The following is a 22,056-nucleotide window of genomic DNA, read 5'->3' as shown; positions in this document are numbered from 1 at the left end:
GTTTTAGGCGCTAGCGGGTTGTAATAATGTAGTAGACAGTTTTGTCGATAATTGCTCTGCCGATAAGACTTTGCACTCTGTGACATCAATAAGTTTACTCAGCTGATGACTGAGTAGCTCTAGCGCTCGCTCACTCTCCACCACCATATCGACCAGAGTGGTACCATTATCGGCCAACTTCATATCTAATGTAGTGATTTTAAAACCGCGATGACGAGTCACACGTAGCACACGCTCTAGTACCTCGGGTTGCTGAGCTAAGGTTAAGGCTAGGTTATAGATCATGTCTGTTTCTCCATCTCATCCATCATATCGCGGTTAGATGCCCCTGGAGGAACCAGTGGCCATACGTTGTGGGCTTCATCGATTCTGACATGCAGCAGAAACGGCCCTTGAGTGTTAAGCATTTCATCGAGTGCTGCATCGACCTCAACGCTTTGAGTAATGGTGCGTCCGGGAATACCAAACGCCGACGCCATAGTGACAAAATCAGGGTTATCGGACAGATCAGTTTCACTAAAACGCTCTTCAAAAAACAGCTGCTGCCACTGCTTGACCATTCCCAGCTTTTGGTTGTCGATAAGCAGAATCTTTAACGGAATTTGACGACGTTTAACTGTGGTGAGCTCCTGCACATTCATCATAAAGGAGCCGTCACCCGACACGGCAACCACACAGGCATCGGGGCGCGCGACTTTAGCGCCAATCGCCGCAGGTAAACCAAAGCCCATGGTGCCAAGACCTGCGCTCGATAGATGATCTTCAGGCCGCCTAAACCACATATGCTGCGCAACCCACATCTGGTGCTGACCCACATCACAGGCTATCACACTGTCTTCGGGTAGCTTGTTTGCCAAACTATTGAGCATTTTGGGCGCAAAAATAAGCTCCCCAGGCCTGTCATAATTCCATTGATGTTGCGCCTTTAAATTGGCAACTTCTGCCAACCAAGGCGCAATGGCCATTGGTTGGGCGATAGCGGGTAAGATTTGGCGTAGATCCCCAGCAATGGCGACGTCTGGGCGACGTAGCTTACCTAACTCGGCGACATCAATATCCAGATGTAATACTTTTGCATGTTCGGCAAATGAGGCTAAACGCCCCGTCACGCGGTCATCGAAACGCGCGCCAACTACAACCAGCAGATCACATTCCTGTACTGCGATATTCGCCGCTTTGCCGCCGTGCATCCCCAGCATACCCAAGTAGCCTTCGCAGTCATGGGCAATAGAGCCAAGCCCTTTGAGAGTGGCTACCGAAGGAATACCTGTCTCATCAATAAAGTCTCTAAGCTGCTCAACCGCTCCCGCCATTCCAACGCCGCCACCAACATAAAGCATAGGCTTGCTCGATTTCGAGAGCAGCACTCTGGCCGCTTCAAGCTGACTCGAATCAGCCTGTGGCTCAGTCATCAAACCTAATAGCGGTGTTTTATAATCGAGCATGGCTATTTGAATATCTTTTGGAATATCGACCAAAACAGGCCCTGGACGACCTGATGCAGCGATCTCGAAAGCGCGATACAGGGTCGGTACAAGCTCATCGATGTCGGTCACCATAAAGCTATGTTTGGTACACGACAGCGACATACCGAGTACATCAATCTCCTGAAAGGCATCGGTGCCGATCACGGCGGTAGACACTTGACCAGTAATAGCGACCAAGGGAACCGAATCAAGCAAGGCATCGGCCAGCGCAGTCACAAGATTGGTCGCACCAGGGCCCGATGTTGCAAAACAAACCCCTGTTTTACCACTCGCTCTGGCATAGCCTACAGCAGCAAATGCGGCGCCTTGTTCATGACGACTCAAGAGATGTTCAACTGGCGCGCCGTACAGAGCGTCATAGATGGGCATAATTGCGCCGCCAGGATAACCAAATACTGTGGTTACGCCATGCGCGGCAAGTACTTTGATAACGGCGTCTGCGCCTCTGATCTGCTGCCCTTGTTCCATTCGCTATATCCTACATCTCAAGTTTTTCGGGGTTAAGCAAGCGATTTGAATCGCTAATAACAAAAAACCCCCGGTCCTTTCGGAGCGGGGGTTTCTGTTGCAATCTTTACCTAATTAGGTTGTTCGATGCGCCATGCGATGCCCCCGCTGTGATCTAATAATCACGACGGTAATAATCTCAATAATGAGTAGGGCAGCTTGATTAAACATGGTGTATTGAAAATTCCTAATCAGTGTGTTTGCTTAAATTCGGTGTCTACAATATTAAAATTCAGTAGACCTTTTAATCAATACCACAAAGCCCGTGAATAACACAACAAAAACCTGCTACTGTCTGTCAAAACTGTTAATCGCCTCTGTCGAACGACAACTCAAAGCGACCCTATCGAGATAGCTTTCTACTCATTTGACCAAATTATTCGCTATGTGCAGTCATCCACGACCAAACATAGCTTGGTATTTATTGGGTTAAGCCCACCGAATTAAGCTGGACTTAACCAATTGATATTGAAATGACTAAGATTCTTCAACGATGCGTTTCATTTCGGTCATATAACCGCGAAGTTCGGCACCGATATATTCAACCGCAGTATGACGAATCGCATCGTTTACCTCGATTAAACGCAGGTTATCAACACCATTGCCACTATCCTTAAGTCCACCACCTAAATACTCAGATGACATCTGATTCACATAGTCACGAAGCAAAGGCACTGCGGCGTGGTTAAATAGGTAACAACCATATTCAGCGGTATCAGAGATAACTATGTTCATCTCGTAAAGACGCTTACGTGCAATGGTGTTAGCAATCAGCGGTGTTTCATGTAGTGACTCGTAGTAAGCCGACTCTTCAACGATACCCGATGACACCATAGTATCGAACGCCAGCTCAACGCCCGCTTTAATCATGGCAACTAAGAAGATACCTTTGTCAAAATAGGCTTGTTCATCTATAGCTTCATCGCACTGAGGTGCATTCTCAAAACCCGTTTCATTGGTCTCGTTACGCCACTTAAGCAGGTTTGCATCATCATTGGCCCAATCTGCCATCATGGTCTTAGAAAACTCACCGCTAATGATGTCATCCATATGTTTTTCAAATAACGGCGCAAGGATACCTTTAAGCTCTTCGGCCATCTCAAATGCTTTGATCTTGGCTGGGTTTGAAAGACGATCCATCATATGGGTAATACCACCGTGCTTAAGCGCTTCGGTAGTCGTTTCCCAGCCTTGTTGGATCAGTTTAGCCGCATAACCCGGCTCAATACCGTCGGCAACCATCTTCTCATAACCTAAAATTGCACCCGTTTGCAGCATGCCACACAAAATAGTCTGCTCGCCCATTAGATCAGATTTTACTTCGGCGATAAATGATGAGTGCAGCACGCCAGCTCTATCGCCACCTGTTGCACTTGCGTAAGCTTTTGCCACTTCAAAACCATCACCCTTAGGATCGTTTTCAGGGTGAACGGCGATCAGCGTCGGCACACCAAAACCACGCTTATACTCTTCACGAACCTCAGTACCTGGGCACTTAGGTGCCACCATGATCACCGTGATATCTGGGCGAACTTGCATTCCCTCTTCGACGATATTGAAACCGTGAGAATATGAAAGAACAGCGCCCTGTTTCATCAAAGGCATTACGCTATTTACTGCGTCGGTATGTTGTTTATCGGGAGTAAGGTTAAGCACTAAATCTGCATCAGGAATCAACTCTTCGAAAGTACCTACACGGAAACCATTTCCGGTCGCCTTTTGATATGAAGCGCGCTTCTCTGCAATGGCTTGTGGGCGCAGAGCAAATGAGATGTTTAAGCCAGAATCACGCATGTTCAAACCTTGGTTGAGGCCTTGGGCGCCACAACCCAAAATAACGATGTTCCAACCTTTGATGTAGTCACAGCCTTGGCTAAATTCACTGCGATCCATAAAACGACACTGACCTAGCTGTTCTAATTGTTGACGCAAATTCAGAGAGTTAAAGTAATTAGCCATCAGATGTTCCACCTTTGAATGAAAACGTAAAAAACTGGCTTAACCAGACGTGGCCAAGCTGTGATTGAAATCACTATAGCCTATGGCAATCATTGCTTAAAATGATATATTCGAAACATGATGTTGCATTTAACGCAATAAACAGGTTTAGATTTAAGCAAATCGACTAAGGTAACTGCATGGATATTCGTACAATAAAGCTCTACCTTCACCTATCTAACAGTCTACATTTTGCAAGAACCGCACAACAGATGCATGTTAGTCCATCGACGCTAAGTCGAACCATGCAACGATTAGAAGAGGAAGTGGGAGCCAAACTGTTTGAACGGGATAACCGCAGCGTTACAATGACAAGTGCTGGCATTGAGTATCGTCACTTTGCCGAACAGACCTTAGATAACTGGAGTAAACTCCGGCATCGGCTAGATCCGAAACAAGATCTGTTACGTGGGCGGCTTAATCTCTATTGCTCGGTCACCGCCGCTTACAGTCATCTACCAGGGCTGCTCGATAGATTTAGAAATGAACATCCCTTAGTGGAAATAGCACTCATCACTGGCGATGCCGCGAATGCAGTAGAGATGGTGCGCCAAAATCGTGCCGACATTAGTATCGCCGCTAAACCGGAACATTTACCCGATGCGCTCAGCTTTATCAAAATAGATAATGTCCCATTAGTGATCATCGCACCAACCTTTAAATGCGCGGTGCAACAATTACTTACCGAATCCTACATCCCTTGGGACAGACTGCCATTTATCATCCCAGAACACGGCCCAGGACGACGTCGTATCGATAACTGGTTTAAACAGCTTGGACTCAATGCCAATGTTTATGCTCAAGTATCTGGTCAAGAGGCCATTGCCTCTATGGTGGCACTAGGATGCGGCGTGAGTATTACCCCTGAGATCGTGATCCAGAACAGCCCAGTAAAAGACAGAATTCAACAATTATCTTCGCCTGTGGCCATTCCACCATTCGAGCTCGGATGTTGCAGTAAAAAGAGTCGTGAAGATGAACCTGTTATCGCTGCATTTCTGCAAGAGCTAAATCAAGCAAGTTAACTCACCTGAACCCGAGACAATAAATTAGCTATTTTAGAGGTAGAACTCTGGGTATTAAATTGGAGTGACACCTTAATCCTGAGCAAAACTTTTAACAGTGATGTCAAATTTGGCAAAGAAAGCATATCCGTTCCGCTCCACCTATACTTAATATCAAAATAAAAAGGTGGAACCTAGCACTATGACAGCAATCGCCATATTTATCGTATTAATTGGCTTGATAGGACTCCTTGCATCATTAATTCCCAGCTATCACCTCTGCCATCTTCACCCTCAACAAGCTCAGGGCTGGCGTTTGCTGATGTCTATGATAGGGGTATTTATCGTCGGGTATATTGGGTTTATTTGGATACTATTAGGCATAGCCACCGAAACATTAGAGATGGTCGTATCAGCCATCTTCTGTGGAGGCGGCATGTTTGTCTGGATAATTGTCAAAATGAGCCAAGAAACCATCTTACAATTACATGAAATACTTGAAGAGAAGCATTACCAAGCTAATCACGATCCACTCACAGAACTGGCAAATCGCCATCTGCTATATGAACAATTAGAACAACATTGTAAAAATCTCTCAAAACCTTTCAGTTTTATTATGATGGATCTCGATGATTTTAAGATGATTAACGACAACCTTGGCCACGACACTGGAGATAAAGTATTGAGAATCATTGCCAGTAGAATCAATAGACTAGTCTCTCCACCATCTTTAGCATCTAGATTGGGTGGCGATGAGTTTGCCATAGTACTCCCTTCTGCCAACCTAGAACACGCGATTACACTATCAAAACAAATCCGCAATACCGTTATTGAGGATATTCATTGTGAGGGCCACTCGCTCGCTGTAGGCATCAGTATCGGCATAGCTCAATTTCCCCACGATGGGGTAAATAGAGAAACATTAATGAAGAATGCCGATATTGCCATGTACCAAAGTAAGCAGAAAAATAGTGACTATGAAGTTATTTCAAGCCAAGCATATTCAACCTAAACTTAGCTTAAGCAGACTTAGCCTAGACCATCAAAATAGTAGTGCTATTCTGGTGCAGCGATAACTTCAGAAATAGCTTCCAATCGAGTCACCATAAGTTGGTCGACCTTATAAGCATCGATATCGACCACCTCAAACTTATACCCTGCATAATTGACAAAGTCGGTACGCTTGGGAATTTTTCGAAGCATATGCATCATAAAACCCGCAATGGTTTCATAATTTTGACTTTGGGGAAATTGCTCAATAGCGAAAGCCCGCATCACATCGGTTATCGGGGTAACACCATCAACGAGCCAAGAGTTTTTATCTCTGGCGATAATCTGCTCTTCACTTTCATGTAGCGACCAAGCTCCCATTACCGCACTCTGCAGATCATTGGTCGTCACAATACCAACAACCAAGGCATATTCATTCATCACCACCGCAAAATCCGAGCGATTATTTTTAAAATATTCCATGGTCTCCGATAGGCTTAAGCTATCAGGAATAATCAGACTCGGACGAACCAGAGAGCTCCCCTTCAAACTAATACTTTGACCGTTAATCACTCGAATTAACAATTCCTTGGCATCAACGACACCTTTAATGATATCGAGTTGGCCGTCACAAACCAGAAACTTAGTATGCGGATCATTGGTAATTTTCCGCTTGATATCCTCCTCGCTATCTTGCAGCAGGAAGTAGACTAAACTTTCACGGGCCGTCATCGCGGAAGTAACAGGAACCGTTTGCATCTCAAACACGTTTTCCATCATCTGTTGCTCTCCCTTATCTAACACACCCGCCTCGGTCCCTGCGGCCATTACGGCATAGATGTCATCAGAGGTTATTTGATCATTACGAATCGTTTGGATCTGTAGAATTCGAAAAACAATGCTAGCTAAACCATTGAAGAACCAAACTAAAGGTCGTAAAACTTGAATGCAGATCAACATAGGTCCAACTAAGGTCACCGCAATACGCTCAGGCATTGCCATTGCAACGCGCTTGGGCATCAAGTCGGCAATCAAAATGAACAAACTAGTGACAATGGAAAATGAAGCGATAAAGCTAACTTGACTTAACCAAGGCTCACTCACCCAATGAACAAGCGCCGCTTTAACATAGGGAGTAAAGGCGGATTCACCAACGATACCGCCCATAATGGCGACCGCATTTAAGCCTATCTGCACGACAGTGAAAAAATTACCAGGGTGCGACTGCAAGCCAAGCACTTTCTCTGCTCTTTCATCTCCCTCTTCCACCATTAATCGCAGGCGAATTTTTCGCGCCGCGGCCAAGGCAATTTCAGACATGGAAAAAAAGCAACTAGTGCCGATTAACAACAGGATGATCATCGCATTATCAAAGAAACTCATTTTACACCTAACTTTACAACGACAGGCCAACAGCGACCTAGCTCTCCCCACTAGCGCTAGCATCCAATAAGTTGAAAGCAGCACATAACGATATAGGGGGTGAGCAACAGATTATATCGACTCTGACACCAATAAGACGTGATGTGGATTACGTCACTAACACGATTTAATGCTAACAACGCCCATATCTTAATGTGTGATAGCAGACAGATAATGGCGTCTATATATCAGAAAATAGCCAATAGGCAATATAAATAGCTAGGTTCACTGGTGAAATATAGTTAACAATAACAAGCTAATGTTTAACTGCTACACTTTAAATATCAGAAATCACACCGCTATTATTTGGCAAAACAATAAAAACAAAAGGATTTGTTTATGGCTATTGCCTGCGTAACCACCAGAGCGAGTCTTGGCGTTGAAGCCCCCGAAGTCACAGTGGAAGTCCACCTGAGTAATGGCCTGCCCGCGTTTAGTCTTGTGGGTTTACCAGAAACCTCAGTCAAAGAAGCCAAGGAGCGAGTGCGTAGTGCTCTTATAAATGCAGGATTCGAATTTCCCCAAAGACGTATTACAGTCAACCTCGCGCCAGCAGATCTTCCCAAACAGGGAGGAAGATATGATCTTCCCATCGCTATTGGAATTTTAGCGGCTTCGAAACAGATACCAGATACAGCCCTAAAAAATCACGAGTTTGTAGGTGAACTCGCGCTATCAGGCCATATTCGCTTCTGTCCGGGACTGCTACCCGTCATTGTCGATGCCCGCAAACAATCTAAGACATTGGTGATCCCGCTAGACAATCGCAGCGACGCGGACTTAGTCGGCTACCATCAAACCTACTTCGCCAGTCATCTACTTGGGTTAAGCGAGTATCTACATGGTCAGCAACAACTCCCCCGCATCACAGAAGGGCTTGAATGGCTTAAACCAGAAGCCGAGAGCAGCCAAAAATGTCTTAGTGATGTTATCGGTCAATATCAAGCCAAGCGAGCTCTAGAGATAGCGGCGGCAGGCAATCACAATCTACTTTTCCTTGGCCCTCCTGGCACAGGAAAAACCATGCTCGCTAGTCGGATAATGCAACTCTTACCACCACTTAGCTACGACGAAGCCTTAGAGGTCGCCGCAATACACTCTGTCGCAGGCCGAACAATTCCTGTTTCCCAGTTTTATCATCGACCATTTCGCAGCCCGCACCACACTAGCTCATCGATCTCTCTGGTTGGCGGAGGGAGCCATCCAAAGCCAGGAGAGATCTCATTAGCTCATAGAGGCGTGCTCTTTTTAGATGAAGTAGCCGAGTTCCCTCGCAAAGTGCTAGATTGCTTACGTGAACCCATGGAGACAGGTGAAGTGGTTATCTCGCGCGCAGCTGCAAAACTCACCTTTGCCAGTCGATTTCAGCTTATTGCAGCAATGAATCCTAGCCCTTGCGGCGATACAGCTAATGCTCGAGCGACGCCCGATCAGATCCAGCGCTACCTTTCACGGCTATCGGGCCCGTTTATCGATAGGTTTGATCTCACTATAGATGTCCCTAGACTTCCCGAGGGCACTCTCACGCAGAAACAACAGACAACCGAAACCAGTGCAACCATTGCAGAGCGAGTAAGGCTAGCTAGAGAGAAACAGCTCAATCGCGCAGGCGTTCTCAACGCCGAATTAACAGGAAAACAACTGGCAGAGACGTCTGGCTTTACTCACACTGATCTTGAATTTCTGGAGCAAAGCGTAAATAAACTCGGTCTATCGGTAAGGAGCTACCATCGCTTACAACGGGTCGCCCGCACCATTGCAGACTTAGCACAATCAACAGATGTCGACCGCAGCCACATAGCTCAAGCACTTGGTTACAGGGCGATGGACAGACTCTTAAACAGCCTAAAGAGTAGTTATTAATTCGGGGTTCGGGGTTCAGGGTTCAGGGTTCAGGGTTCAGGGTTCAGGGTTCAGGGTTCAGGGTTCAGGGTTCAGGGTTCAGGGTTCAGGGTTCAGGGTTCAGGGTTCAGGGTTCAGGGTTCAGGGTTCAGGGTTCAGGGTTCAGGGTTCAGGGTTCAGGGTTCAGGGTTCAGGGTTCAGGGTTCAGGGTCTTCAGCATCAAATCAGCAGGCGAGTAATAGCTAGTCTATTGGCATATTTTTCCTGGTTTTTAGCAATATCGGCAACGAGGCGAACACGTGATCATCAAGCTCAAGCGCTAGGGCGAGCAACGGCTAGGATATCGTCGAATTTTTATGGTTTTTAACGATATCGGCAACGAGGTGAACACGTGATCATCGAGCTCAAGCGCTAGGGCGAGCAACGGCTAGAATATCGTCGAATTTTTTATGGTTTAACACGTGATCATTGAGCTCAAGCGCTAGGGCGAGTAACATAGGTCTCCGAATTTTTAATGGGGAATTAAATGGGCTCGGTTTTATCACTAATAAGAGGCTGCTTGGCTTTTAGTTGCTATGTCGTCAATACTGTCTTCTGGGTAATACCTATCTTATTGGTAAGTATCATAAAACTAATTCCCATCGATCTCTTACGTACTGTTTGTAGTTATCTACTCGATCACTGTGCAACAGCATGGATTAGTGTGAATACCTTTATAGAGCGCCTATTCCATCCAGTAGAAATCATCGTCGAAGGTAATTCCGAGCTATCGACCAAAGAGTGGTATATGGTTATTGCAAACCATCAGTCTTGGGTTGATATTCCAGTATTACAACGGGTATTTAATTATAAGATCCCATTCTTAAAATTCTTCCTAAAACAAGAGTTGATTTATGTTCCTGTACTCGGACTCGCTTGGTGGGCTTTAGATTTTCCATTTATGCGCCGGTACAGCAGCGCTCAACTGCGTAAAAACCCCAAACTTAGGGGCAAAGATATCGAGATCACTCGTAAAGCCTGTGCCAAGTTTAAATCTAAACCCGTGAGTGTGATGAACTTTGTTGAAGGCACTCGGTTTCGTCCAGAAAAGCACCGCAAGCAAAACTCTGAATTTAAACATCTGCTCAAACCTAAGGCGGGCGGGATGGCATTTGCCCTATCGGCCATGGATGGACAAATTCATAAATTGGTTGATGTTTCGATCTACTACCCAGAGCAGACGCCAAGCTACTGGGATTATATTTCAGGCAAAGTGAAGCAGATCAGAGTCGATATCAAAGTATCCGAAATACCACCAACTTTACGTGGTGATTATATGAATGACAGAGAGTTTAAAATTGGCTTCCAAAATGAGCTCAACCAAATTTGGAAACGAAAAGATCTCACGCTTGAAAAACTGGCTAAGCAATAATTTGTATTCAAAAGGTGTTTCACAAAGATGTTAAATTTTTTACCAGGTTCTATTTTATTCGTCCTTAGCACGCTGCTATTGATCATCAATACCGCGCTTTGGAGCAGCCTAATCTTTATCGGTGGCCTAGTAAAATTGCTGGTACCCATTTCAGCGTTTAGAAATGTACTAACCCTAATAATGAATCGCTTTATGTGGGGCTGGGCATGCTGCAATGGCGGTATTCTCCATCTGCTAGCCAAAATAGAATGGGATATTGAGGGACTTGAAGGACTCAAGAAAGATGGTTGGTACTTACTTATCAGCAATCATCTAAGCGGCTTTGATATTGCGGCATTAACCTATGTGCTGCGCAACAATATCCCTATGCTTAAGTTTTTCTTAAAGAAAGAGCTGATTTTTGTGCCGTTTTTAGGTTTAGGTTGCTGGGCCCTCGATATGCCTTTCATGAATCGAACCAGCGCTAAGCAGTTAAGGAAGAACCCCAAATTAAAAGGCAAAGATTTAGAGACGACTCGTCGCTCTTGTGAGAAATTTAAAACCATTCCTACCTCCATCATCAACTATGTTGAAGGCAGTCGTTTTACCAAAGAGAAGCATATGCGTCAGCGCTCTCCATATCGCTATCTACTCCGCCCCAAAGCCGGGGGAATCGCCTTTACCATCTCCGCAATGGGTGAGCAGTTTACAAATTTGCTCAACGTGACATTAGTCTACCCTGACTCAAAAAACGATACGCTAGCAGAAGTGATGCACGGCAAGGTTAAACATATCGTGATCCGCATTGAAACCTTACCCGTTCCTGAAGTCGATAATACTCGCTATTTTAACGATGCTGAGTGCAGAGCCCAATTCCAACGCTGGCTCAATGGGGTGTGGCAACAAAAAGATGAGCAGATCCATCAAATTCTACTCAAATATAATTCTGCTCAACTCGTAAGCGAGCCAGTCGCATCAGCCTCTGAAGGCACTTAATCCTCACTTAACAGAGTCATGTTTGCTTGACTCTGTTTTCTCTATTTGTTGATCAACAATTTCGATAAACATAGCCATGAAAAATACCCACGCTTTGCATTTGCTAAAGATCATGCAGAAAGGTTGATTCTCATTTCCAGCCAAATAGGGACTTGAGGTGTAAGGTTTCCCCCGAGAAAGCCGTTCGATTCAAAACAAAACTCTCACAAGCGCTATTTAGGTTAAATCGTGTCAAAAAGTGTGCAAAAGTTTAGGCCAACGTCTGAAAACACCACTATGCAATCGGTTCTTGTTAACGTAACCCTATTACCAAATTAGATTCTTAGAAATATAAAAAGCGCCTGATTGGCGCTTTTTATTTAGCAGCGGTCTAAACCAATGAAGCTAGGGGGCAACACGTGCTACGTGTTGGCTCCAACCTTGAGGCCCTTGACGCTTACCCTTTTGAATATCGGTTAACACTTGGTAAATACGGCGAGTATGCTCACCGACTTCACCATTGCCAACCGTCACGATGCGGTTATCTTCAAAAATATAAGAGCCCACTGGAGAGACAACGGCAGCAGTGCCAAACCCACCCGCTTCAATAATCTCACCCGATTCGATATCACGAATAAACTTATCGAGCATCACCGTCTCTTGACGTATTTCACACCCCAACTGTTCACCCAAATCCAAAATAGATTGTGAGGTGATTGACTTTAAAATGGTATCGGTAAATTTCGGAATAATAATGGTGCCATCTTTCAGCACATGGAAGTGGTTCATCGCGCCGACTTCTTCAATTTGCTTGTTATTGGCATCGAGATACAGTACTTGCGCAGCACCATATTCAGCGGCAGCCTTACCGGCTTTCAAAGAGGCGGCATAATTGCCAGCCGCTTTTGATGCGCCAGTGCCACCGGACACCGCACGGTGAAAACGCTCGGTGATCAGTAGACGAATCGCCTTGTCAAAACCATCGGCGTAATAGGCACCACTTGGGCTGAGCATCACACAGAAAGTATATTGCTGGCTTGGGCTAACAGAGAGTCTGTCTTCAGTCGCAAAAATAAAGGGACGAATATACAGACAGGCACCCTCTTGCATCGGAAACCATAAACGATCTACATCAATTAAGGCATTAATGCCCGCAAGCTGCATCATTTCTGGTAGCGCTGGAATACAAAGAATGTCCGCGCTACGGTTTAGGCGCTCGGCATTTTTGTCTAAACGAAAGGTATAGATTTCACCATCGTCATGCATAAAGGCTTTAGCACCTTCAAACACCGACTGCCCATAGTGCAGTGCTATTGCACCAGGGGCGACCTCAAAAGGTCCATATGGGACAACTCTCGGATCACGCCACTCCCCATCGCGATAATCCATCAAAAACATATGATCAGTTCTTAAATTACCGAATCCAACATTGGCTTCAGGCTGAAACTGCTCAGTACGGCGCTCAGACGCAGGTTTTAAATTATAGTTTATGTGCATTGCATACCACCTTGATTACTGAATAAGCAGACTATGGATGCACCGCTATAAAGTCAAGCCATTAGCGGTCTGGCACGAAATTCTTCATCCTCTATGCAGTACAGATTTTTAAACAGCAAAAGTGGAATCAAACAGAGAAGTGACCCGCCGCTAGAGTCTTTCTCGCAAGCACTAGGGCTCGATATCCTTAAAACTCTCCGGCTCGCCAATCTTGGCAAAGCTGAAGGTATTAGGGGCAATATAGCGCTCAAGCTGCACATCGAGCATCAGGGTCTGATCGGCGCCAAACAGCTGGGTTAACTGCTCGGGCTCACAGTGAAACTCGGCGCTCTTGTAATGGCAAAAACCCTCTGCGGGCCTTGGGATCAGCTTAAGTCCCAGCTTACCCGCCTTTATCCTGGAAAGCTTGTTGGCATCCAAATAGAAGATGATCACGTTACCGTTGACGCTGTTACGCTGCTTATCCAGCACCATGGCGTGGGGCAACCGCGAGGCATGGTACTCATCGCCCGCCAAGAGATAGCAATCAAAATCGGTGACGGCATGGCCCAGGTTATCGAACACACGCACCACCAGCATGCAGTAACGGGGCTGTTTACGACTCGCCTCGGACTTAAGCGCTATCTCTTCTCTCAGCTTACGGTACCCCTGGCGATCTTTTACCCTCAGACAATCGAGAATATCGGCGACCACAGGCTTGTTAGCAGCATTTCTTCGGGTAACCGAGTTCATGATCCCCATCTTGCGATTACTGTGACTCGCCCTAGGCACAATCCCTAACACACAAGGCTCAACGGCCTGGGCGAGCTCCGTTAACACCAGGGTCTCGGCGCACTCGCCATCGAAGCTGTCGCAGAGTACGCCAACTTGTTGCACCAGCCGGGCATAGACAAAGTTCATGTTGGCGGCGCACACCCTCACCACGCCATCAGAGCCCGCCTCGCCGGTGTAACTGTTCATATAGTCGTATAGCGCACCGTCTATGGTTTCTCCAGTGAGCACGAAGGGATAGACGTCACTGCTAAGCCAATCCTTTTGCTGCCAACTCAGGTTGAGTTGATGCTGACCGTCGCTGCCCAGCTCCAACCAATCCAATACTCGCTGACCCGGCTCGACACCATCGAACCAGGCTTTGAGTCTACTAACCCTGGACTTCCCCAACTGCGCCAATGCCGAGCCATGATTGGCGGGTGCCAGCATGATCAGGTGTTGTAGCGGCGTGGTTGCTGCCTCTTGGTAATAGCGGCACAACCAGTGGCGAATCAGTGGACCGCCGGTGGAGTGCGTTATCACAGAGAAGGGCTCATCCCCCAGCTCGGCGAGGCGTGCCGACTCGAAGGCAATACTGAGATCTTCCAGCGTCACCGAATCGTTAAAGCTGATATATCGCCCCAGATAGATATGTTGAATATCCAGATCTAGCGCCTCAGGGGCCAGCTTAAGCAGCGCCTGGGGCAGCTCGCCATAGGTCTGGGTACTGGTGACACTCCATCCATGCACAAACACCAGTTTCATCATCTCACTCCTTCATTTGTCTCGACGCTCATCGGGGAACCTTGCGTACCACTGGCGTCACATCTATGGACAAGACACCTACAATCTAACTTGCAGATCTCATTCAGTTTTGGTTCAGCAAGGCTAACTTACTATGCCCTCAACGAAAACAACACCACCTTTTAAGAGAGCATATTATGACGAAGAAGACATTAGCAGTAGCCGCAGTAATCACAGCAGCATTGTCAGCGCCAACTATGGCCGCAGATTGGTTCATCGGTGGCGGTATAGGTTCACAAGAGAACAACTACAAGGCAGAGATCACCGAAGCGGTCGACCCTGGTTTCAGCGAGGGCACATTCAAAGATTCAGATAGCGACATGATCTATGAGCTACGCGGTGGTGCCTACCTGAACGACAACAACCGTGTATACGGTACTTACTCTTACAACTCAGACGACTTCGGTAAGCAACAGAGCTTCCTGATGTCTTATGATTACCTGGTCGGCCTGGATGCGAACAACAAGGTCAACTGGTTCATCGGTGCAACCGCGGGTGTTAACCACACGAGTCCAGATGTCGATATGCTGAAATCAAAAAACAACTTCGTATGGGGTGGTCAAACCGGTTTCATGTACAAGATCAACGACAGCCTGAGCACTGAGATCGGCTACCGTTACCTGAAGCAAGACTATGACAAGACCCTCACCTCAGAAGCAGGTGACAAGGCATCATTCTCGTTTGATGACAGCCAGCAGGTTTATCTGTCTGTAGACTACCGCTTCTAAGCCACGTCTTTACAAGAAAGCCCCGCAAGGGGCTTTCTTATTATTCATCTATTGCCTCATTCTCCAGCCAAGTGCTTTGCCGTCTATAGCTAAGTAGCGGCTATGGCTCAAGACCAGGAAATCTTCCAGCAGATGTTTACCACGATTCTCCCCTCGACCAACCTGGGTCTCCATGCCATTCCCTAGCAAGGCAAGATGTAAGGAGAGTCCCTCATTGCCCGGCAGTTGGCGGTCAAATAGGGCCGTCATACTTTGCCCGTTAATGGTCAGGCTGAGTTCACCGACGCGTAATCGCTGATCGGCTCTATCCGACTGCACAAAAGGCTGAAAACTCATGAGAACCCACAAAAAAACCAGTTACTGTCATGCTGGCACAAAATAAACGATGTTTAATCCGTTTATCGTCTATTTTTCACTCGATTGTGATAAATTAGCTATTCACTGAGACCTAGGCGCTGATAGAATCATAGACCCATCCAGAAACTATTAGGACTCCCGATGAGCCTTGAACTACTGTCCAAGCTGGAGACAAAAATCCAAGCTGCACTCGAAACAATTGAGCTACTAAAAATGGAGCTTGAAGAAGAGAAACAAAAAAATAGCAGCTTAGCCGAAAAGAACCAACAACTAAGCCAAGACCTAAACTCGTGGAACGAGAAGGTCACCGGACTTGTTGGCTTGCTAAATGATGAAGTGAGCGAGTAAATTCGCTCACAAACAAGCGAAGACTTAAGCCGTCTTCGCTTCGTTATGCTGATTCTGAATCAGTTGGTTTAATTCAGTGATAGCCTGTTTTACTTGGGGCAAACTCTGACGCGGCAACAAAAACCTGCCATTGTCGAACTCTAATCGACCTAAATCTTTTACCCAAATCACTCCAGATACAAAGATACGTGCATGTTTTACGATAAGTTTCGGTGCGTAAACAGGAAAAACCCTCATTGAGACCTCCAAGCAAACGGCAGTGCGTTATTTCTTATTATTCTTAAGTTGGACAAACTTTTTACCACGATAGTTTCACCTCCCTGACCATTTTTTTGTAAAAAATTGCCCCCGATTGCCGTAGACTTAAAAATTTGTATTGTCTATCAGACTAATAGCTAGCGTAAAACATAAAATTGGCGCTTGCCAAAATTTTGACACACTGGTAGATTGACTAAGTTACTCAGGGTAAATAGAGCTATATAGCTCAATAGCCGTATTTCCATAGCGACCGGAAATGCGGTTTTTTTTGTCTGTAACTTCTTGCCTATAAATAGCAAAGTTTCAATTCCACAGCTCAAGAAAATATGCCACAACATGGGGCCTCACCAACCTAATAGCGGATATGACTTAGTAAAAAAGCCACCTTCTGAATAAGGTGGCTTTGATATAACGCCCTAGAAGGGAGCTTTCCTATCTTGCTTTAGCAAGCTGCCATCAACATCCCTATAGACTCTGCTAAAACCATCCTTGGTTTAGAAGCTTGCAAAGCACTTCTAGCAAAGCTTAACGGTAACGCTGAGCCCAACTTGGATATGTTCTATTTCAGGTCAAACTTGATTGATGATAACCATCTTCTGAAGTAGATGGTTTAAGACTGAAAACAAAAAAGGAGCCTTAGGCTCCTTCTTATATCAATTCCAACGGAGAGGGCTTACTTCAAGGTTGTAAGGTAGTAAGCGATATCAAGTAGCTCATCGTAAGATTTAATCGCACCCGTTTCGACACGATACTTGCCATTAACCACTAATGCTGGGACACCTGACAACTTAGCATTTTCAGTGGCACGCTTCATCTGCGCCATCTGAGCACTCACCATAAACGAGTTTGCTGCGGCATCGAAATCTTTGCCATCAATACCATTAGCAATAAATACCTGACGAATATCGTCACGGCTTACAAAACGCTGCTTCTGATCGTGGATTGCTGTAAACAAGGCTTTTTCGATCTTTTCGTCTACATTGAGTTGATGCGCAACAGCGAATGCTCGTGACATCTCTGGTCCCATCTCACGGCCAATAAACTCAACATGATTTTGTTTGAACACCACACCTTCTGGTAAGTTAGCTTTTATCTGAGGCACTTGGTTCTTAGCGAAGTTGTAGCAATGAGGGCAATAAAAAGAGAAAAATTCGGCAATTTCAGGCTTCGCGGTGGCTGGGCCATCATTGACGACTGTGTAATGAACGCCCTCTTTGTAATCCACAGCCAATGCCGCCATTGGCGCGATAAGTAATGCCAGTGCAACCAGTAACGCTTTTTTCATAATCATTCCTTTTGGTGCTATAACACCATCACAATACGAATTTGGACCATAACATAATGTGCATTCGAGTCTATCTCAAGCACATAAGTTCATTTTTTAGTTACAAAAAGTTCAAGCAACCCGAGTTCAGGTTAAGTAAACACATTTTAGTAATTTGGCAGTAAGCTTAATGGAGGCTCATCCAGCATCGCTAATTGCTCTTTAAATGCTAAGATCTGTTGCTCCCAATACTTCTCTTCTGCATACCAAGGGAAGTTCATAGGAAAAGCTGGATCCTCCCATCGACGGCTAAGCCAGGCGTTGTAATGCAGCATTCGCATCGCCCTAAGTGGCTCGATAAGTTTTAACTCACGCTTATCAAAATCACAAAACTCCTCATAAGCCTCAAGTAACACCTCTAATTGCAAGGTTTGCTGTTGGCGATCACCGGCGAGCATCATCCAGATATCTTGTACTGCAGGACCCATTTTCGCATCATCGAGATCGACAAAACCGGGCCCATCAGGTGTCCAGAGAATATTGCTCGGATGAAGATCGCCATGTAACCGGATCTCTTTCGCATCGACCTCGGCCCACAATAACTTAGCTTTATCGAGCACCTGCTCAACAATCGTAAAATAGGCCGTTTCAAGGCTAGGAGGCACATGACCAGAAGCCTTTAACCATGCCAGTGACTCATCACCTAGCAGTTCAGGCGACAAGCGCTCGCGATAACTAAATGATTTTGCCTTGCCATATTGATGCATGCGCCCAATAAAACGACCGACCTCTTCGAGTTGATCTAAGTTGTCAACTTCAAACGCTCTGCCTCCCATAGAAGGAAACAGTGCGAAACGATAACCTTGATATTCCTGCAATGACTTACCATTAATGATCACTGGAGTAGCGATAGGGATCTCCTGCTCCGCTAGCTCTGCAGAGAACTGATGCTCCTCACCAATTTGCTCATTACTCCAGCGCTGAGGACGGTAAAACTTTACAACAAAGCGCTCATTGTTATCGCTACGAAACTGGTACACCCTATTTTCATAACTGTTGAGCGCAAGTAAACCCGTTTCAGGATAAATACCCACTGACTCAATCGCATCGAGAATGAGATCTGGGGTTAACGCTTGATAATGAAAACTTGCGCTCGTTTGAACATCACTCATCAAGGCAACTCCAATAATGTTGCTAAATATTCTAATACTTCAAAGTCATCGTCACGCTCAACAGACAACCAACAGATATCGCCATAAAACTCATAGTGAAGCTGTAATAGAGTGCCTTCGAACTCCAATAACCATTGATGGCGATCAGCGCCCCAATGACGTTCTATCACACGACAATCTAATGCTTGCGCTAAAGGTTCGGCAAAGCGCTCAAATTGGTCGAATGAGATATCGTCGCTAATCGATAAGCTTTTAGAGTCTCTGTCTAAGGCCCACTTCATAATGCGGGGACTCGCTCAAATCGAGCGCATTGCACATCACCAGCTTGATCATCTTTGCACTCATAGCCACACTGATAACTGCCTTTGCCAGATTGGCTGAGCTTCACCATACCCGCCCCTTTCGCTAAACATTGTTCCAGTTGTTCATAATAACCTGCGATATGCGGGGCTAGCGCTCCCTCAGGCATCTTATCTTGATCGGAAACATAAAATAGTGTCCATTGAGGAACCTGAGTACAAGCTGTCGCTCCCAATAACATAGCGCTTAACAACAAGAGCAAGCGAACATTCATAAAACCTCCAATTATGGCTATAACGGCATCGGTACCACACACCTACAGAGATAAATGCTTCTGGCATAAAAAAGGCGAAACCATGTTCGCCTTTAACGTCAATTTTATTGCATTTTACACGGCTTGAGTCCGCGTTGCAGTAGATTACTTCTGCGCTTTTGTCTTGGCCTTTTCGATGCGGGTTATGCGCCCCTCAAACCCGGTCACTGTGCCATCGGTTAAGCCATAGCTTATAGCTGCCTGACAAACCTCTAGGGCACCATCAAAGTCACCGCTATCGTTAAGCAAGGTCGCCAATTGCATAAAGCCAACACCTTTCTCACCACTTGGTGTAGGTAGTGCTGCGAACAACGACTGATAATAAGGCGATAATGCCGCACCATAGTCACGATACTTTTCTTGCTTACGTTGTTTATAACACTCAGCCACGGCTTGCAGCAGGGCAAGATGTTTGTCTTCGACACTCGGAGCTGTGCGGTATTCGGCTAACGCTTTAGCCAGTTTCTCATTAGCCCAAGACTCATCAGTTACTGCCACCATCTTATATGCTGGCTCTGGCTCTGGCTCTGGCTCTGGCTCTGGCTCTGGCTCTGGCTCTGGCTCTGGCTCTGGCTCTGGCTCTGGCTCTGGCTCTGGCTCTGGCTCTGCAGCAGCTTTAACTTCTTCGCTGACAACTTCAACTGCGGCAGCCGACTCAAACTCTAACGCTTCATCTTTTGGCTTAGCGACATCGTCGCCAACGGGAGTCGAAGGCGTAACCTCCTCGCTCGACACGATCTTCTCAACAGGTTGTTGCGCTTCCTGCTGCTCCTCTTGTGCTAGTCGCTGTGCTCGTTTATATAAGTACACTCCGACAGCTACAAGTAAAATAATGGCTATATATTTCATTATCATCCACCGTTAGTTGACCGCGCCGTTAAGGCTAATTACATTTTATAAATATGTATAGATAGTAACCGATATTAGTAATCGATTCTCTTGCTATAAATCAATTATTTATACCTCTTTTTCACTCGGGTATCAAAAACAGTGTCCAAATTAGCGGATCTAACCCTAAATTAACCTCTAGGATCATCCAGAACTCTGGTCAATCTGCTTGTTTAAAACCTCTATTTTGTGCGCACCTTCATAAATTCATACATGGCTTTTGTATTCATCTTCGCCCAGCGCTAATCTAGCTATAACCCAGTAACGAGGTCGGATATATCATGAACGAAGAGATCCTGAGTGGAAAATTGCTACGAGAATTTAAGACGATCGCAGCTATGGTACATATCTACTGTAAGGCTCATTGTGACGCAAAAGGTGATGTTGCAAACTGCCCCGATTGCCATGCCTTTCTTGATTACGCCCATACCAAACTCGATCGCTGCCCTTATGGTCAGGCTAAACCCACCTGTAATAAATGCCCAGTACATTGCTACAAACCCGATTTAAAAGCCAAAGCGCGAGAGATCATGATCTACGCTGGACCACGCATGTTGCTTCCCCACCCTATAATGGCGATCCGACACCTACTTAACGAACGTGGCGCTGTGCCGGGGAAGCCACCCGCCGCTGCTTCTAATCGACACATCAGAAATGCTAAAGAGAAACTGCACGACTGATTTTAACGAAATTTGGCACTAATCTAACGCGACCTTATACAGACGATTATCAACCACATAACCTTACACTCCTTATTGTTGCTTAATCAAACAATCTACTTGCGTCATCGAGCAATTTGCATCGACAATGGCGCAATATGGATATGACTTACAACAATTTCTTACTCGAAGGTTATTGGTGGCTTTCATTGCTCGGTGGACTACATTGCATCGGGTTGGGGATCTATATTCGCTATCTTTACCACGACCGCAACGGTAGCCATAAATTACTCGGGGCACTATTTAGCTTAATTGCACTCTATTTTTTTACCGGCCTTATTAGCAAACACAACTCGCCACTGCCATTACAATTACTATTTATTTTAATTGTCCCAGTCTATTTTCTAATGATGCCACTGCTTTACCTTTACTGTTATCGCAGCTTACATAATATAAAACAACAGATTAGGTTATCTTGGCATTTCTCCCCAGCACTGATTCTGAGCATAATGATAGGGCTGACGTTCGCCTTTAACCATGATTTTCGTTCCTATATTAGTACACCCGTTCAAAATGGTCTCAGCCATGTCACTCTGTTAGGCTCGATTCTCCCGGGGCTACTGAGTCTACAAACAGCGGTCTACTTTTATCTGATCATCAGGCTATTAAAACAGTTTAGAGCACGATCCAGCAGAGCCCATCAAAACAGCCTTAAAGATATTAAGTTTCGCTGGCTGCTCGCTCTCACTTTAGCCATGTTAGTTAATTGGCTAGTGCGAACAATGCTGGTTATCTTGCCCTTCTACTTTGGTGACCAGGTGACCGTAACTGCTCAAGCGATAACCCGACTGTGTTTGTTACTCACCGTATATAGCTTAGCGATATATGGTCTCAAACAGATCACGACCTCTGCTTACCTTAGAGGAAGCTTATCCAATCAGATAAACGACAATTCCGCCAAAAAAGCCAGCCAACAGTTACTCAATGCCGAAGAACTCAACTATCTGCAACAGATTATGCTAGATGAGAAAAATCGCTAACCAATTCCAGCGACTAGTATTTTGAGTTAAGGTATCTGGCAGCCACTCGGGCGCTCAAGAATA

At 45.7% G+C, this 22,056-nt stretch carries 22 protein-coding genes; 9 read left to right on the top strand and 13 right to left on the bottom strand.

Features of this window, described 5'->3' with window-relative positions; translation table 11 throughout:
* Positions 1-3 precede the first annotated feature (3 nt).
* The 3 genes from ilvM to ilvC all read right to left on the bottom strand — a co-directional run bounded on the left by ilvM (position 4) and on the right by ilvC (position 3,953).
* Complete coding sequence (gene ilvM / locus K0I73_RS01340) at positions 4-285, bottom strand: acetolactate synthase 2 small subunit (protein ID WP_220062775.1); 282 nt, start codon at positions 283-285, stop codon at positions 4-6.
* Positions 282-1,955, bottom strand: coding sequence for an acetolactate synthase 2 catalytic subunit (gene ilvG, locus K0I73_RS01335; RefSeq protein ID WP_220062774.1), 1,674 nt, complete (start codon positions 1,953-1,955; stop codon positions 282-284). Before ilvG ends, ilvM begins: the two co-directional genes overlap by 4 nt.
* A 516-nt stretch (positions 1,956-2,471) precedes the next feature.
* Positions 2,472-3,953: a ketol-acid reductoisomerase gene (gene ilvC, locus K0I73_RS01330; RefSeq protein ID WP_220062773.1), complete on the bottom strand. Its 1,482-nt coding sequence runs from the start codon at positions 3,951-3,953 to the stop codon at positions 2,472-2,474.
* Between the two features lie 179 nt (positions 3,954-4,132).
* On the opposite strand from ilvC, the gene ilvY reads away from it, so the two are divergent.
* Positions 4,133-5,017, top strand: coding sequence for an HTH-type transcriptional activator IlvY (ilvY, locus tag K0I73_RS01325; protein WP_220062772.1), 885 nt, complete (start codon positions 4,133-4,135; stop codon positions 5,015-5,017).
* A gap of 181 nt (positions 5,018-5,198) precedes the next feature.
* A complete protein-coding gene (locus K0I73_RS01320; protein ID WP_220062771.1) occupies positions 5,199-6,008 on the top strand; it encodes a GGDEF domain-containing protein in 810 nt (269 codons plus the stop codon).
* A gap of 44 nt (positions 6,009-6,052) precedes the next feature.
* Here the strand turns inward: K0I73_RS01320 and paeA are convergent, their stop codons facing one another.
* A complete protein-coding gene (gene paeA / locus K0I73_RS01315; RefSeq protein ID WP_220062770.1) occupies positions 6,053-7,369 on the bottom strand; it encodes a polyamine export protein PaeA in 1,317 nt (438 codons plus the stop codon).
* 378 nt (positions 7,370-7,747) lie between these two features.
* Between paeA and K0I73_RS01310 the strand changes: the two genes are divergently transcribed.
* From K0I73_RS01310 to yihG (K0I73_RS01300), 3 genes are all read left to right on the top strand, one after another.
* The gene (locus K0I73_RS01310) at positions 7,748-9,271 is read left to right on the top strand and encodes a YifB family Mg chelatase-like AAA ATPase (protein WP_220062769.1); all 1,524 of its coding nucleotides are present in this window, start codon (positions 7,748-7,750) and stop codon (positions 9,269-9,271) included.
* A gap of 505 nt (positions 9,272-9,776) precedes the next feature.
* The gene (yihG, locus tag K0I73_RS01305) at positions 9,777-10,661 is read left to right on the top strand and encodes a 1-acylglycerol-3-phosphate O-acyltransferase, YihG family (protein WP_220062768.1); all 885 of its coding nucleotides are present in this window, start codon (positions 9,777-9,779) and stop codon (positions 10,659-10,661) included.
* 27 nt (positions 10,662-10,688) lie between these two features.
* Complete coding sequence (gene yihG / locus K0I73_RS01300; RefSeq protein ID WP_220062767.1) at positions 10,689-11,636, top strand: 1-acylglycerol-3-phosphate O-acyltransferase, YihG family; 948 nt, start codon at positions 10,689-10,691, stop codon at positions 11,634-11,636.
* 384 nt (positions 11,637-12,020) lie between these two features.
* On the opposite strand, the gene K0I73_RS01295 is transcribed toward yihG (K0I73_RS01300), so the two are convergent.
* Together K0I73_RS01295 and K0I73_RS01290 are read right to left on the bottom strand one after the other, a co-directional pair.
* Positions 12,021-13,112 carry a branched-chain amino acid aminotransferase gene (locus tag K0I73_RS01295; protein WP_220062766.1) on the bottom strand — a complete coding sequence of 364 codons (1,092 nt, stop codon included), beginning with the start codon at positions 13,110-13,112 and terminating at the stop codon, positions 12,021-12,023.
* 171 nt (positions 13,113-13,283) lie between these two features.
* Entirely contained in the window at positions 13,284-14,630 is a 1,347-nt protein-coding gene (locus tag K0I73_RS01290) for an esterase/lipase family protein (protein ID WP_350355287.1), read from the bottom strand.
* A 173-nt stretch (positions 14,631-14,803) separates the two neighbouring features.
* Here K0I73_RS01290 and K0I73_RS01285 point away from each other — a divergent pair, with 173 nt between their 5' ends.
* Positions 14,804-15,394, top strand: coding sequence for an outer membrane beta-barrel protein (locus tag K0I73_RS01285; protein ID WP_220062765.1), 591 nt, complete (start codon positions 14,804-14,806; stop codon positions 15,392-15,394).
* A gap of 48 nt (positions 15,395-15,442) precedes the next feature.
* Here the strand turns inward: K0I73_RS01285 and K0I73_RS01280 are convergent, their stop codons facing one another.
* Complete coding sequence (locus K0I73_RS01280) at positions 15,443-15,730, bottom strand: hypothetical protein (protein ID WP_220062764.1); 288 nt, start codon at positions 15,728-15,730, stop codon at positions 15,443-15,445.
* Between the two features lie 162 nt (positions 15,731-15,892).
* Between K0I73_RS01280 and K0I73_RS01275 the strand changes: the two genes are divergently transcribed.
* Positions 15,893-16,099, top strand: a complete 207-nt coding sequence (locus K0I73_RS01275) for a cell division protein ZapB (protein WP_220062763.1) — start codon at positions 15,893-15,895, stop codon at positions 16,097-16,099.
* Positions 16,100-16,123: 24 nt separating this feature from the next.
* On the opposite strand, the gene K0I73_RS01270 is transcribed toward K0I73_RS01275, so the two are convergent.
* The 6 genes from K0I73_RS01270 to K0I73_RS01245 form a co-directional block, all read right to left on the bottom strand.
* Positions 16,124-16,336, bottom strand: a complete 213-nt coding sequence (locus K0I73_RS01270) for a DUF1107 domain-containing protein (protein ID WP_220062762.1) — start codon at positions 16,334-16,336, stop codon at positions 16,124-16,126.
* A 694-nt stretch (positions 16,337-17,030) separates the two neighbouring features.
* Positions 17,031-17,642 (bottom strand): thiol:disulfide interchange protein DsbA/DsbL, encoded by a 612-nt coding sequence (locus tag K0I73_RS01265; RefSeq protein WP_220062761.1) that lies wholly within the window; start codon positions 17,640-17,642, stop codon positions 17,031-17,033.
* Positions 17,643-17,788: 146 nt separating this feature from the next.
* Positions 17,789-18,793, bottom strand: a complete 1,005-nt coding sequence (locus K0I73_RS01260) for a serine/threonine protein kinase (RefSeq protein WP_220062760.1) — start codon at positions 18,791-18,793, stop codon at positions 17,789-17,791.
* Entirely contained in the window at positions 18,793-19,074 is a 282-nt protein-coding gene (locus K0I73_RS01255; protein ID WP_220062759.1) for a DUF3630 family protein, read from the bottom strand. Before K0I73_RS01255 ends, K0I73_RS01260 begins: the two co-directional genes overlap by 1 nt.
* A complete protein-coding gene (locus K0I73_RS01250; protein WP_220062758.1) occupies positions 19,071-19,367 on the bottom strand; it encodes a hypothetical protein in 297 nt (98 codons plus the stop codon). Before K0I73_RS01250 ends, K0I73_RS01255 begins: the two co-directional genes overlap by 4 nt.
* 144 nt (positions 19,368-19,511) lie before the next feature.
* The gene (locus K0I73_RS01245; RefSeq protein WP_220062757.1) at positions 19,512-20,255 is read right to left on the bottom strand and encodes a hypothetical protein; all 744 of its coding nucleotides are present in this window, start codon (positions 20,253-20,255) and stop codon (positions 19,512-19,514) included.
* Between the two features lie 320 nt (positions 20,256-20,575).
* Here K0I73_RS01245 and K0I73_RS01240 point away from each other — a divergent pair, with 320 nt between their 5' ends.
* Both K0I73_RS01240 and K0I73_RS01235 read left to right on the top strand, forming a co-directional pair.
* Positions 20,576-20,974: a nitrous oxide-stimulated promoter family protein gene (locus K0I73_RS01240; RefSeq protein ID WP_434086692.1), complete on the top strand. Its 399-nt coding sequence runs from the start codon at positions 20,576-20,578 to the stop codon at positions 20,972-20,974.
* A gap of 143 nt (positions 20,975-21,117) precedes the next feature.
* Positions 21,118-21,993 carry a hypothetical protein gene (locus tag K0I73_RS01235; protein ID WP_220062756.1) on the top strand — a complete coding sequence of 292 codons (876 nt, stop codon included), beginning with the start codon at positions 21,118-21,120 and terminating at the stop codon, positions 21,991-21,993.
* Positions 21,994-22,056 lie beyond the last annotated feature (63 nt).

It is taken from the genome of Shewanella mesophila, from assembly GCF_019457515.1.
In the GTDB taxonomy this organism is placed as follows: Bacteria; Pseudomonadota; Gammaproteobacteria; order Enterobacterales; family Shewanellaceae; genus Shewanella; species Shewanella mesophila.
Note: the sequence above shows the minus strand (reverse complement) of the source record. Positions and strands in the feature narration are given on the sequence as shown.